Annotated in this window: 12 protein-coding genes; 3 read left to right on the forward strand and 9 right to left on the reverse strand. The window is 71.7% G+C overall.

The annotated features are described in order from the left end of the window. Positions 1–59 precede the first annotated feature (59 nt). Positions 60–263 (forward strand): MbtH family protein, encoded by a 204-nt coding sequence (locus ABZX11_RS44430; RefSeq protein WP_254897297.1) that lies wholly within the window; start codon positions 60–62, stop codon positions 261–263. Continuing rightward, entirely contained in the window at positions 263–1,228 is a 966-nt protein-coding gene (locus ABZX11_RS44435) for an ATP-binding cassette domain-containing protein (protein WP_354924729.1), read from the forward strand. Before ABZX11_RS44430 ends, ABZX11_RS44435 begins: the two co-directional genes overlap by 1 nt. 175 nt (positions 1,229–1,403) lie before the next feature. On the opposite strand, the gene ABZX11_RS44440 is transcribed toward ABZX11_RS44435, so the two are convergent. The 9 genes from ABZX11_RS44440 to ABZX11_RS44480 all read right to left on the reverse strand — a co-directional run bounded on the left by ABZX11_RS44440 (position 1,404) and on the right by ABZX11_RS44480 (position 10,632). Continuing rightward, the gene (locus tag ABZX11_RS44440; protein ID WP_354924731.1) at positions 1,404–2,723 is read right to left on the reverse strand and encodes an MMPL family transporter; all 1,320 of its coding nucleotides are present in this window, start codon (positions 2,721–2,723) and stop codon (positions 1,404–1,406) included. A gap of 143 nt (positions 2,724–2,866) precedes the next feature. Then, positions 2,867–3,847, reverse strand: a complete 981-nt coding sequence (sbnA, locus tag ABZX11_RS44445; protein ID WP_354924733.1) for a 2,3-diaminopropionate biosynthesis protein SbnA — start codon at positions 3,845–3,847, stop codon at positions 2,867–2,869. 13 nt (positions 3,848–3,860) lie between these two features. Beyond that, entirely contained in the window at positions 3,861–4,898 is a 1,038-nt protein-coding gene (gene sbnB / locus ABZX11_RS44450) for a 2,3-diaminopropionate biosynthesis protein SbnB (protein WP_354924735.1), read from the reverse strand. A gap of 32 nt (positions 4,899–4,930) precedes the next feature. Next, a complete protein-coding gene (locus ABZX11_RS44455) occupies positions 4,931–6,319 on the reverse strand; it encodes an ATP-grasp domain-containing protein (RefSeq protein ID WP_354924737.1) in 1,389 nt (462 codons plus the stop codon). A gap of 14 nt (positions 6,320–6,333) precedes the next feature. Continuing rightward, a complete protein-coding gene (gene fabG / locus ABZX11_RS44460; RefSeq protein ID WP_176176703.1) occupies positions 6,334–7,074 on the reverse strand; it encodes a 3-oxoacyl-[acyl-carrier-protein] reductase in 741 nt (246 codons plus the stop codon). Then, the gene (locus ABZX11_RS44465; RefSeq protein WP_354924739.1) at positions 7,071–8,180 is read right to left on the reverse strand and encodes a beta-ketoacyl synthase N-terminal-like domain-containing protein; all 1,110 of its coding nucleotides are present in this window, start codon (positions 8,178–8,180) and stop codon (positions 7,071–7,073) included. Before ABZX11_RS44465 ends, fabG begins: the two co-directional genes overlap by 4 nt. Further along, positions 8,177–9,430, reverse strand: a complete 1,254-nt coding sequence (locus tag ABZX11_RS44470; RefSeq protein WP_354924741.1) for a beta-ketoacyl-[acyl-carrier-protein] synthase family protein — start codon at positions 9,428–9,430, stop codon at positions 8,177–8,179. The genes ABZX11_RS44465 and ABZX11_RS44470 overlap by 4 nt, the downstream gene beginning before the upstream one ends. 5 nt (positions 9,431–9,435) lie before the next feature. After that, complete coding sequence (locus ABZX11_RS44475) at positions 9,436–9,687, reverse strand: acyl carrier protein (protein ID WP_033262382.1); 252 nt, start codon at positions 9,685–9,687, stop codon at positions 9,436–9,438. A gap of 258 nt (positions 9,688–9,945) precedes the next feature. Further along, on the reverse strand, positions 9,946–10,632 hold the full coding sequence (locus tag ABZX11_RS44480; protein ID WP_254897298.1) for an AfsR/SARP family transcriptional regulator: 687 nt from the start codon (positions 10,630–10,632) through the stop codon (positions 9,946–9,948). A 1,041-nt stretch (positions 10,633–11,673) separates the two neighbouring features. Here ABZX11_RS44480 and ABZX11_RS44485 point away from each other — a divergent pair. Beyond that, positions 11,674–11,919: an ATP F0F1 synthase subunit C gene (locus ABZX11_RS44485; protein ID WP_176176706.1), complete on the forward strand. Its 246-nt coding sequence runs from the start codon at positions 11,674–11,676 to the stop codon at positions 11,917–11,919. Positions 11,920–12,008: the final 89 nt, after the last annotated feature.

Raw genomic sequence — 12,008 nt, forward strand, 5'->3', positions numbered from 1 at the left:
CGCCGTCAGCCCCGCCGAACACCATGACACAAGCCGCCCGAGACACACGGAGATGTGAAGTGACGAGTCCATTCGACGACGAGAACGGCCGGTTCCTCGTCCTGGTCAACGCCGAGGAAGAACGCAGCATCTGGCCGGTGTTCGCCGCGGTCCCACCGGGGTGGGACATCGCGCTGGGGGACAGTTCCCGCGCGGAGGCGATCGCCCACGTCGAGGCCACCTGGCCGGACCTGCGCCCGAAGAGCCTGCGGGACGCCGTCTGATGGCGAGCGACGCGCTCGACCGCGCAGCGGCCATCGAAGTCACCGGGCTGCGCAAGGGTTTCGGTGACCACCAGGCCCTGTCCGGCATCGACCTGCGGGTGCCCGCGGGCTCGGTGCTGGGCCTGCTCGGCCCCAACGGCGCGGGCAAGACCACCACGGTCCGCGTCCTCGCGACCCTGCTGCGCCCGGACGGCGGCACCGCCAGGGTCGCCGGCTTCGACGTGGCCACGCAGGCGAAGGAGGTGCAGCGCCGGATCGGCCTCGTCGGCCAGTACGCCGCGGTCGACGAGCTGCTCACCGGCCGCCAGAACCTCCAGCTGCTCGGCACGCTGCTGCACCTCGGACGGCGCGGCGCCCGCAAGCGGGCCACCGAGCTGCTGGAGAGGTTCGACCTGACCGACGCGGCCGACCGCGCGGTCGGCACGTACTCGGGCGGCATGCGGCGGCGGCTCGACCTGGCGACCTGCCTGATCGGCCGCCCGTCGGTGCTGTTCCTCGACGAGCCGACGACCGGCCTCGACCCGGCGAGCCGCAGCACGCTGTGGGGGATCGTGCGCGGCCTGGTCGACGAGGGCGTGACGGTCCTGCTCACGACGCAGTACCTCGAGGAGGCGGACTACCTCGCCGACCACATCGTGGTGATCGACCACGGCCGCGTGATCGCGGAGGGCACGGCGGACGAGCTCAAGCGCAAGATCGGCGCGGAGCGGCTCGAGGTGGCGGTGGCCGAGCAGAAGTGGCTCGAACCCGCGGTGTCGGCGCTGACCCTTGTTTCGAGTTCGCCGGTGTCGGTGGACGAGCGCAAGCGGAGCATCGCGGTCGAGCTGCCGGACACGGCGGGGGGAGTGGCGGCCGCGGCCGCGGCCCTGCGCGACGCCGGCGTGGAGTACACGGACTTCGCGTTGCGGCGCCCGACGCTCGACGAAGTGTTCCTCGACTTGACCGGGCGCCCTTCGGGCCCCTGACCGGCTTTCGGTCCGTCCGGCACCCCGGCGGATCCGGACGATCGGAAGTGGTGCCGCTGCCGGAACTTCCGGCGGCGGCATCGCGCGCGTGAGCCCCGGGCCGGAACCGGCGTGATGGGGCCCGGAACTCGCGTGCTCGAAGACGCAACTCGCGTGATCGAAGGCGGGACTCGGGTCAGCGGGTGTTCTTCGGGCCTCGGACCCGCCACCAGTTCGTCCGGCCTCCCAGCACCGCCAGCCGCGGCAGCAGGAGGAACCGGACCACCAGGGTGTCGGCGACCAGGATCACCGCGGTCGCCAGTGCGAACTCGCGGACGTCGCCGCTCTCCGTCATGCCCCAGACCAGCCACATCACCACCGTCACCAGCAGCGCGCCGCCGGAGGCCGACCAGGCCCGGCGGCACGCGTGTGCCACCGTGTTGCGGCGGGACATCCCCGCCAGGGTCTCACTGCGCAGCCGGTGCAGCAGGTAGACCTGCAGGTGGTTCGCCGGCACCAGCAGCACGACCACCAGGACCATCGGCGCCCAGCCGGGCAGCGGGTCGACGAACACCGCCAGCATCCCCAGCCCCGCGAGAACTGCGAAACCGTTCAGCAGGAACGTCGCCAGCGCCACCACCGGCCGCCGGTAGGCGACGAGCGTGGCCAGTGCGAGGACCACCAGCATCGTCGTCACCCCGCCGGCGTCCAGGTCGGCGGCCAGTGGCCGGCAGGCCGCGCAGCCGGGGGAGAACACGCGCACCGCCCCGTAGACCGCGGCCGCGCCGAGCGAACCGACTCCCACCGCGATCGCCGTGGGCCGGACGAACCGGGGCAGGTCGCTGACCTTCAGCCGCGCGGCCGGCTGCGGCGGCAGCTCCCGCGGCGTGGTGAGCACCCGGTCGTTGAGGGCGGGCAGCAGGCTCAGCGCGGCGACGGTCGCCGTCAGCACCGCCACCAGGACCGCGGTGGCCAGCGGTAGCACGTCCGCCGCGCCGGCGAGCGCCACCGCGGTCAGCGCCGCGGCCACGCCGCTGCCGGAGACCAGGGCGGCGTTGCCCGCCGTGCTCGCGACGATCCGCGCGGCCCGCGCCGAGTCGTTCCCGCTCGCCAGTGCTTCCCGGCGGCGGCAGAAGGTGAACAGCATGTGCTGCACCGCAACGGTGATCACGACCAGCAGCGCCGCGTTCCCGGTGCGCGGCGCCATCGTGACGGATTCCGAGACCGTGTCGAGCAGCGCCGCCGACGCCGCCGTGACCACGCTGGTGAACAGCGCGGACACGAGCAGCAGCAGCCGGGAGAACGGCACCGTCAGCAGCACCGCGACCGGCGCGGCGACCACCGGCCACCAGTTCGCCGCCACGTCGGGGTCGGACAGCGAGCCCTCGCCGAGCCGGTGGCCGCCGCTGAGCCCCGGCAGCTGGGCCAACGCCACGAAGACCAGCCAGAGGCCGATCACCACGCCGGCGTGGCCGGCGGACCAGCAGGAGGCGCGGACGGCCAGTGAAGGCTTCACGATCGTCCCCTTCGACCCGATGGGCATGGCGGCGTTCGCGGTCGGTGCCATCCGCGCATGTGTTCGAGTCTAGTGAGCCGTGACCGTTCGTTCACGGGGTGTGAGTCCCGGATCCGCGGTGGTGCTAGGCCGTGTGTGGGGGATCACAGAGCGCGAACCCCGGCGGCGGGGACGTCGTCCTCGAGCAGGTCTTCGCCGTAGAGGTCCGCCACCCACTGGTCGTGGTAGACGGTGTCGAGGTAGCGGTCGCCGAGATCGGGCGCGATCGCCACCGCCGTGCCGGCGTCGTCGTGCCCGGAAAGCCAGCTCAGGGCGCCGCTCACCACGGTCCCGGTGGAACCGCCGAAGCAGAACCCTTCGCGGGTGAGCGCCCGGCAGGTGCGCACGGTGTCGGCTTCTTCGACGTGGACGACGTCGTCCACGTACCCGGTGTCCAGCATCGGCGGCCGGATCCCGGTGCCCAGCCCGGGGATCATCCGGCGGGCCGGTGGCGTGCCGAAGGTGACCGAGCCGACCGTGTCGATCGCGACCACCCGGGTGCCCGGCCGGTGCTCGCGCAGGTACCGGGCGCAGCCCATGAGCGTGCCGGTGGTGCCCGCCCCGATGAAGACGACGTCCGCGTCGGGGAAGGCCGCGGCGATCTGCGGGCCGGTCGTTTCGTAGTGGGCGCGCCAGTTCCCGGCGTTTTCGTACTGGTTGAGCCAGACGTGGCCGTGCTCGGCGCACAGCCGCTTCACCAGCTCGATGCGCGCGCCCAGCAGGCCGTGCTCCGGGTGCGGCTCGGTGACGATGCGGACCTCCGCGCCGAGCGTTTCCATCAGCTGCCGGGCGCCGAGCGTGCACCGGGAATCGGTGACGCACACGAACCGATAGCCGGAGCTGGCGGCGACGAGGCTCAGCGCCACGCCGAGGTTGCCGGACGAGCTCTCCACGAGCGTCGAGCCGGGCCGCAGTTCGCCGCGGCGCTCGGCCGCGGCGACCATCGAGCGGGCCGCCTTGATCTTGATCGAGCCGGCGAAGTTGAAGCCTTCGCACTTGAGGAAGAGCGGGTGGCCGGCGAACCGGCGGAGGTCGACGAACAGGTCGTCGGTGTTGAAGTCCTGCGGGGCGGTGATGATCGGCACGCCGGGCTCCTCCTCAGCGCTTGCCGTACCGGTCGAGTTCGAAGAAGAACTCGGCCACGGTCCGCAGGTCGCCGGACGTCTGCAGCTGGTCGTAGACGTGCTTGCCGACGGCGAGGTCGAGCACCCCGAGCCCGAACGGCGAGAAGACCAGCGGCCGGTCCTTCGGCAGCGCCGCGTTCCCGGTCATCACGTCGTACAGCGTCCCGGACAGGAAGTCCCGGTCGCCGGTCCGCTGCTCGGCCAGGTGCACCGAAGTGTTCGCCTTCAGGCAGTGCTCGACGTCGTCGACGACGTTGGTCGACGCCAGGATCACCTCGGGCGAAAGGTCGCGCAGCGAGACGTGCAGGACCAGCGGGTTGTGGTCGAACCACGCCGGGTCGTGGACGTGCGGCTCCCCGGCGACGGTCGCGAACACGACCAGGTCGCTCGCGCGGATCAGGTCCTCCGCGGACTCGTGCACGGTGACCGACGGCTGCCCGGCCGCGCTCAGGTAGCCGCGGAACCCTTCGGCGTGCGCGGTGCTCAGGTCGAACACGCCGACGTCGTCGAAGCTCCAGCCCCCGGCGGCCAGGTAGGTGTGGATGTACCGGGCGATCAGGCCGGTGCCGACGATGCCGAGCCGGGCGGGCCGGGCGCGGTCCCGGGTCAGCCAGTCGGCGGCGAGCGCGGCCGACGCGGCGGTGCGGGTGGCGCTGATGATGGAGCTTTCCAGGCAGGCCAGGGGATAGCCGGTCCGCCGGTCGTTGAGGACGAGGATCGCCGACGCGCGCGGCAGCCCGCTCGCGACGTTCTCCGGGAAGCTCGAGATCCACTTGAGCCCGTCGACCGCGATGTCGCCGCCGACCGAGGCCGGCAGCGCGATGATCCGCGAGGACGGCCGGTCGGGGAAGCGCAGGAAGTACGACGGCGGGTTGACCGTGTCACCCGCCCCGTGCAGGCGGTAGGCCGACTCGATCAGGTCGATGACGAGCTTTTCCTGGCCACCGAGGACATCGTGGACCTGCGCCCCGGAGATCACGGCGAACTCCGGGACGGACGTGCTGGTGCTCATGCTGGCTGTCTCCTGAGGCGGTGGGGCCGCGGTCATTCCGCGGCGAGGGTGGCGATGCGGCCGGTGATCCGGCGGTCGAGCTCGTCGAGCGTGGCCACCGACGGGCCGATGAGCACGCCGTAGAGGCGGCCGGCGAACGGTTCGCCCGCGGCGGCGACGCCGGCGCCCGCGTTGACCGTGGCGAAGTTGTTGACCAGCAGGCCGCTCCCGGACCCGGCGAACAGCAGGTCGCCGAGCGTCTCGCGCAGCCGCGCGAAGGGCAGGGGAGCGGCCAGGCGCACCGGGTAGTGCCGCGCCATCGCGACGGCGCCCTCGGGCACGAACCGCTCCTGCAGCGGTACCTGGTAGGTCGACATGTTGTTGCGGGCGTTGATCTCCAGCACCGGGAAGATGCCGCCGTCCGGTTCGACCAGCGCGTCGACGCCGACGACGCCGTAGTAGCCGTCCCGCGCCAGCCGGGCGCCGAGCGCGTCCGCCGCGTCCCGGATCACCCGGTGCTGGCCCTCGTCGAGCCGGGCGGGCATCCGGTGTCCCTTGTGGACACCGTGCTCGGTGATGGCCTCCTTGACGAAGTCGAACCGCACCGAGCCGTCCCGGCCCACCGTGAACTGGTAGTTCAGGTCGGCGCGCTTCTCGACCCAGGTCTCGGTGACCAGCGCGATCCGGTCGCGGCCCGCCTTCTGCGCCGACCGTTCGACCATCCGCTGCAGGCGCAGCAGCCGCTGCTCGCTGTTCACGACGGCGATGCCCTTCCCGGACACGCCGAACGCCTCCTTCACCACGACCGTGCCGCCGTCGACGAGCACCTTCGCGGCCTCGGGGACCGCCTCGGCCAGCTGCGCGGGCGTGTCGCAGACCCAGCCCGCCGGCTGCCGCAGGCCGAGCTCGTCGGCCAGCTGCCTGCTGTAGACCTTGCTGTTGACGGCCTTGCAGAGCGCGGCGGGCGGGGTGGCGAGCGGAACGCCGGTGCGGGCCGCCAGTTCCTCCTCGACGGCGGACGCGCCGTGCGGCAGCAGGTGCGCGCCGTCGGTGGCCAGCTCGGCGAGCGCCGCGACGAGCGCGGGATCGGCGAGCGCGTCCTGGGTGACGTTGCGCGCCGGGTCCGGTGCCGCGACGACGTGCACCTCCGGCAGCTCGAAACCGAGGTCGAGCAGGTAGCGGTGGTAGTCCGGGTCGGGCGCGTGCTTCAGCACGACGTGGTCGCCCTTGCCGCCCAGCAGCAGCGCGAACTCGTCCATGCTGTTGACCACCGCGGTGCTGCCCGCGGCGGACACCCGCGGCAGGCCGAGCTCGTCGGCCGCCCACAGCTCCTCAACCTCGAAGTTGCCGAGGAAGACGAACGGGTGCTCGGCCGAGCCGAGCGCGGCCGTCTTCAGCCGGGCGATGAAGTTCGTGCTGCCGGTGTTCCCATCGGAGTCCACTGTGGACCTCCCCCTCAGACGACCAGGCCGCCGTCGATCTCGAATACGCTTCCGGTGATGTAGGCGGCGCGGTCCGACGCCAGGTAGGCCACCAGGTCGGCGACCTCCCCGGCGGTGCCGAACCGGCCCAGCGGGATGGCCGCGCGCAGCTTCTCGCGGGCCTTGTCCGTCATCTGCGCGGTCATGTCGGTCTCGATCAGGCCCGGCGCGACCGCGTTGACCCGGATGCCGAACCGGCCGACCTCCTTGGCCAGCGCCTTGGCGAAGCCGATGACGCCGCTCTTGGACGCCGAGTAGTTCACCTGCGTCGGGTTGCCGTGCACCCCCGACACCGAAGACAGCGTGACGACGCTGCCGCGGCGCTGCTTGAGCATCAGGAACACGGCGGGCTGGCAGACGTTGTAGACGCCGTCGAGGTTGGTCCGCAGCACGTCCGTCCAGCGGTCCTCGGTCATCGTGACGAACGCGCCGTCGCGCGTGATGCCCGCCGACGTCACCACGGTGTCCGGGACACCGAGGTCGACGGCCGTGCGGGCCACCCACTCCCCGGCCGCTTCCCGGTCGGTGACGTCGACCCGCGTCGCGACCGCGCGCCGCCCGAGCTCGTGCACCTCCTTGGCGAGCACGTCGGCGGACTGCTCGTCCGAGCGGTAGCAGAAGGCGATGTCGTGGCCGCTTTCGGCGAGGCTCAGCACGACCGCGCGGCCGATGCCGCGCGAGCCGCCGCTGACCAGGGCGACCTTGGGCTCGCTCATGCGGCGGGCTCCCCGAGCCGCAGCAGCGTGCACGCCACCGAACCGTCGTCGTCGCAGGTGGTGACGACCGTGTGGTCGGCACCGGCCCTCCCGGCGGACTCGGCGACGCTGAGGACGGCGGCGAGCTGGAACATCGCGCTCGCCGACGCCGTGTCCCCGAGCAGGTCCGCCGACGGCACCCGGTCGACGGCCGCGTCGCCGAACAGCCCCCGCAGCGCCACCGCCTCGACCGGCTGCCCGCCGGCGTCGGTGAAGCCGCTACCGGTCGCCGCCCACACCTGCTCGGGCGCGACCCCGGCGGAGGCGAGCAGTGCCCGCACCGCGACGGTGACCGTCCCGGCGAGGTCGCCGTCGAGGCACACCCGGGACTCGAACCCCTCCAGGGTGCCCAGCACCCGGCGGCCGGGCGGCCGCAGCTCCGCGGGTTCGAGCAGGAACATCGCGCAGCCCTCGCCGATGACGACCGGGTCGCCACCGCCGCGGCGGTGGTGCTCGACCCAGGCGCGGGCGGGGGAGTACTCCTCGGCGGCGCCGCAGAGCACCCGGGTGGCCCGGCCGGTCCGCAGCAGCCGCCGCGCGTAGTTCAGCGCGTGCGGGCCGGTGGTCCGGCCCGCGGCGATCGTCGCGTTCGGGCCCTTGAGCCCGTGCCAGATCGCGGCCTGCCCGGCGGCGCAGTTCATCACGCAGCCGGGCACCGCGGCCGGCTCGACGTGGTCGGGCTTGTCGCCGGTCAGCGACGCGCGGGTCAGGTCCATCATGCTCTGCACGCTGCCGGTCGTGGTGCCGAGCACGAACCCGATGTCGTCGCGCTCGTCGCCCGGCTCGACGCCGATGTCGGCGAGCAGGTGCTTCGCCGCGGCGACGGCCAGCCCGCTGACCCGGTTCATCGCCCGGGTGCCCTTCGAGCCGAGGAACTCCCGGGGCTCGAAGCCGGGAACGGTGGCCGCCGACTCGCCGGGCCCGCGGGTCCAGCGCTGCGCGTCCAGTGTGGACACCGGCGACGTCCGGGTGCGGACGCCGTCGGCGAAGGAGCTGCGGTCGTGGCCGAACGGCGAGATCGCCGTCCAGGCCGAGATCACCGGCGCGGCCGGGGTCGCGGTACTCATGCCACCGCCTCCCGCGGTCCGTCGTAGCGGCCGATCAGCACGACCGAGTTGTTGCCGCCGAAGGCCCAGCCGTTGTTCTGCACGATCCGCAGGTCCGCCTCGACCGCCACGTTGGGCACGCAGTCGACGGCGCACTCGGGGTCGGTCTCGACGTGGTTGATGGTCGGCGGGATGAACCCCTCGGTGATGGCGACCGAGCAGCCGATCGCGGCCAGCGCACTGGCCGCGCCCATGGAGTGGCCGAGCATCGACTTCATCGACACCACGCGGGGCGTGTCGTCGCCGAACAGCTCGCGGATCGCCGCGGCCTCGGTCTTGTCGTTGGCGTGGGTCCCGGTGCCGTGCGCGGAGATCAGGTCGACCTCGGCGGGCTTGACACCCGCGTTGGCCAGCGCCAGCTCCATGCAGCGGGCGATGCCGCCCTGGTGCGGGGCCACCGGGTGGTGGGCGTCGCAGGACAGGCCGTAGCCGAGCACCTCGCCGTAGATCCGGGCGCCGCGCGCGGTGGCCGACTCCAGGCTCTCCAGCATCAGGATGCCGGCGCCCTCGCCGGTCAGGATGCCCTGCCGGTTCTTGTCGAACGGGCGGCAGCAGTCCGGCGCGATGCTGCGCAGCCGGTAGAAGGAGGTGAACGTCTTGCGGCAGACGGCGTCCGCGCCACCGCACAACGCGAAGTCGGCTTCCCCGAGCCGGATCGCGTCGAACGAGTGGCCGATCGCGTAGTTGCCGGCCGAACAGGCCGTCGCGATGCTGCCGACCTCCACATTGGACAGCCGCAGCTCGTGGGCGATCGAGGTGGCGAGCCGGCCGGCCGACGTGCGCCGGGCCAGCCGCGGGCTCATCGCCTCCGGCCCGCCCGCGATCTCCAGCGAGACCATGCTGTCGAGCTCGTGCGACTCGCCGTCGGTCGTGCCGACCGACAGCAGGCAGCGCGCCTCGCGGAGCACGTCGAGGTCGATGCCGGAGTCCGCCACCGCCAGCCGGGCGGCGGCGGTGGAGAACCGGCTGGCCCGGCCGAGCGAATCGACATCGACGTTGCGGATCCAGCGCTCGGGCTCGAACCCGATGACCTCGCAGCCGTTCGTGTGCTCGAACCCGGTCGTGTCGAAGACGCTGATCGGCCGGACGTTGCTGCGCCCGGCGCGCAGCGCCGCCGTGAACTCGTCGATGCCGGTGCCCAGGCTGGAAACCACCCCGCAGCCGGTGATCACCACCCGGCGCCCGGGTGCGGTGGAAGACTGTTCGCTCATCGCTCTTACCAGCCCGCGGATTCCGCGACGACGTCGTAGGCGCTGTTCAGGTCGGTCATCCGGCGGAACTGCGCCTGGTCGATCGTGACGCCGAACTTCTTCTCCAGCGCCGCGAGCACGTCCATCAGCGTGAGGGAGTCGGCTTCGTGGTCCTCGATGAAGTTGCTCGTCTCGGAAAGTTCGCTGTCCTCGAGTTCGAGGTGCTCGCGGACGATCGCGCGGATCTGTTCCCTGCGCTCGGACACTGCCGCTGTCATGACTGCTCCCGTGGGCGTTTTCGGACGAACTTCGGCCTCGCCGGGAAACTAGCCAGCGCAGATGACCGCGCGGTGACCGACCGCTGACGAAGGCCGGCGTCGGTGAAGTGTCAGCCGTCCGTCATCCGGATGGGCCATGATCATGGCCGGTCGATCACGGAAGGAGAGTGGATGAGCCCGGACCGTGTCCGTGACAGGGAAACGACAGCGGGGACGGCGAACATCGCGCCGTCCCCGCTGCGAAGGAGAACCGGTTGTTCAGTCGAGCATGCAGTCCTGGACCAGGATGGCCTGGTACAGCTGCCGCAGCGCGCGGCCGGGTGACAGGCCGAGCTCACTGCCGAGCCACTTGCTGGTGTGGTGGAACACCGAGAGCGCCTCGCTCTGCTGGCCGGTGCGGTAGAGGGCGAGCATCAGCAGTTCGCTGAGCCGCTCGCGGCCCGGGTTCTCGGTGGCCAGCTGGCGCAGCTCGTGCACGATGTCGTGGTGCTGCCCCACCGCCAGCCGCGCGGCGATGAGGTCCTCCTGCACGGCCAGCCGCCGCTCGTTCAGGTGCGTGGCCGCGGCCCGGCACCGTGCCCCCTCCTGCACGTCCATCAGGGCCGGCCCCCGCCACTGCAGCAGTGCTTCCCGGAGGAGCCCGGTGGCTTCCTGCGGAGCGGAGGCGACCAGGGACGTCCCGCGCCGCGCGAGTTCGAGGAACCGGTGCGAGTCGATCGATTCCGCGGCCACTTCCAGCTGGTAGCCGCTGTAGGTGGTCCGGACGACCTCCTCCCCGCTCGCGTCGGTGATCGGCTTGAACAACCGCCGGAGCCGGGCGATGTTGGCCTGCAGGGCGTTGCGGGAGTTGGCGAGCGACCGCGGACCCCACAGCTCGTCCGCGAGCTGCTCGTACGACACCGGGCGGCCCGGTGACAGTGCCATCATCGCCAGCAGCGTCCGCACTTTCTTTGCGCGTATCGAATAAATTCTCCCGTTCGATCTTATTTCCATGGCGCCTAGTAGTTCGATTTCCACTTTGATCGACCCCCAGATTCGGGCAGCCCGCGACGCATCGGCCGGACCATCCGAAGATGTATTTTGCGCAAGATAGTGGCAGAGGGCAGGTGGCTTAGGTACCTCCGTTCGGACCAGTGAAACGCTGAACTCGTCAGTAGTATCACCTGGTGGACGGTTTGACTCGCGATGTATTCGGACATCGCTGGCATGGTGGTGTTAGCACCACCATTAATGGTGGTGTCAGCACTCCGGCCGCCGCTCTCGATCTTCGCTGGTAGGGTCCCCGCGGGTGGTGCTGGCCACCCTGCCGGTTGCACGGGCGGCGAGGGGGCCATTACGCCGGAAACCCCGCCTGGCCCGGCGGTCGAGGGTGCTCCTGGTCGCTCTTGCGGCGGGCTCGGGCGCCTTGTCCGGCGGGGTGGCGGGGGCCGGTCCGGCGAGGAAAACGCAAAGATCATTCGGGTTTTCGCCGGGCTAATAAAATCGGCGGTTTCGGGGGCCGTCCGGGTTTGTCCGGGATCTGTGCCCGCGGCGGCTAAGTTTCGAAACAAGGCCCGCGCGAGTCGGGTCCGTGCCAACCGGGTTGCCACCCGCGTGCTCCTTCTTCCGGGGCCGGATGCCCGGCCCGCCATTCGCCGCCCGGCCCGGTGATGTCGTGAGCACGCTGCGTGCACAGGTGGGCGGCCTGCCTTCGGAGGTGTGAGCGGCCCCGGGGCGGCCACAATGGACAGGGCGGACCGGACGGACCGGGCGGCGGACCGCCCGTCCGATTGCCCGGCGGCGGGTCCGGAATTCCCGTGATATCCTGGTTGTGATCGGACCACTCGATTACCGACAATCCCGCCCGGCCGGCGAAATCCGCCCCGAAGCGAACGATCTTCTCCGGTTTCCGGCGTCTTCGCTCAGCCCTGTTCCATGTCCGGTGTGACGCACGAGCCCGCAATTCCACGCGAGCGTGCGCGTGGACCGATGTGAAGGGGAATGTCCATGAGTGACACTGTTCTGGCCCAGGTGGTCGACATCAACCCCGGCCTCGCGGCGATCGGCTACGGCCTCGGGGCGATCGGCCCCGGAATCGGCGTCGGCCTGATCTTCGCGGCGGTCATCAACGGAACCGCGCGCCAGCCGGAAGCGCGCGGGAAACTGCAGACGATGGGGTATTCGACGTTCGTGCTGAGCGAAGTCCTCGCGTTGATCGGGGTCGTCGTGTATTTCATCGCGTCCAACAGGTGAATCGGCGGCCCGCGCCCGGGGGGGGGGCGGGGGCGGGGGCCCCCCCGCCGAGGGGGAGCCCCGCCCCGCGGGGCCCGGCGCCGCGGCGG

Source organism: Amycolatopsis sp. NPDC004169 (assembly GCF_040610315.1).
Classification (GTDB): Bacteria; Actinomycetota; Actinomycetes; order Mycobacteriales; family Pseudonocardiaceae; genus Amycolatopsis.

What these genes read in the sequence shown, in the direction of transcription:
- ABZX11_RS44435 (WP_354924729.1), top strand. Translation starts at nt 263, where the DNA reads ATGGCGAGCGACGCGCTCGACCGCGCAGCGGCCATCGAAGTCACCGGG.
- sbnB (WP_354924735.1), bottom strand. Translation starts at nt 4,898, where the DNA reads ATGAGCACCAGCACGTCCGTCCCGGAGTTCGCCGTGATCTCCGGGGCG.
- fabG (WP_176176703.1), bottom strand. Translation starts at nt 7,074, where the DNA reads ATGAGCGAGCCCAAGGTCGCCCTGGTCAGCGGCGGCTCGCGCGGCATC.
- ABZX11_RS44465 (WP_354924739.1), bottom strand. Translation starts at nt 8,180, where the DNA reads ATGAGTACCGCGACCCCGGCCGCGCCGGTGATCTCGGCCTGGACGGCG.
- ABZX11_RS44470 (WP_354924741.1), bottom strand. Translation starts at nt 9,430, where the DNA reads ATGAGCGAACAGTCTTCCACCGCACCCGGGCGCCGGGTGGTGATCACC.
- ABZX11_RS44475 (WP_033262382.1), bottom strand. Translation starts at nt 9,687, where the DNA reads ATGACAGCGGCAGTGTCCGAGCGCAGGGAACAGATCCGCGCGATCGTC.
- ABZX11_RS44485 (WP_176176706.1), top strand. Translation starts at nt 11,674, where the DNA reads ATGAGTGACACTGTTCTGGCCCAGGTGGTCGACATCAACCCCGGCCTC.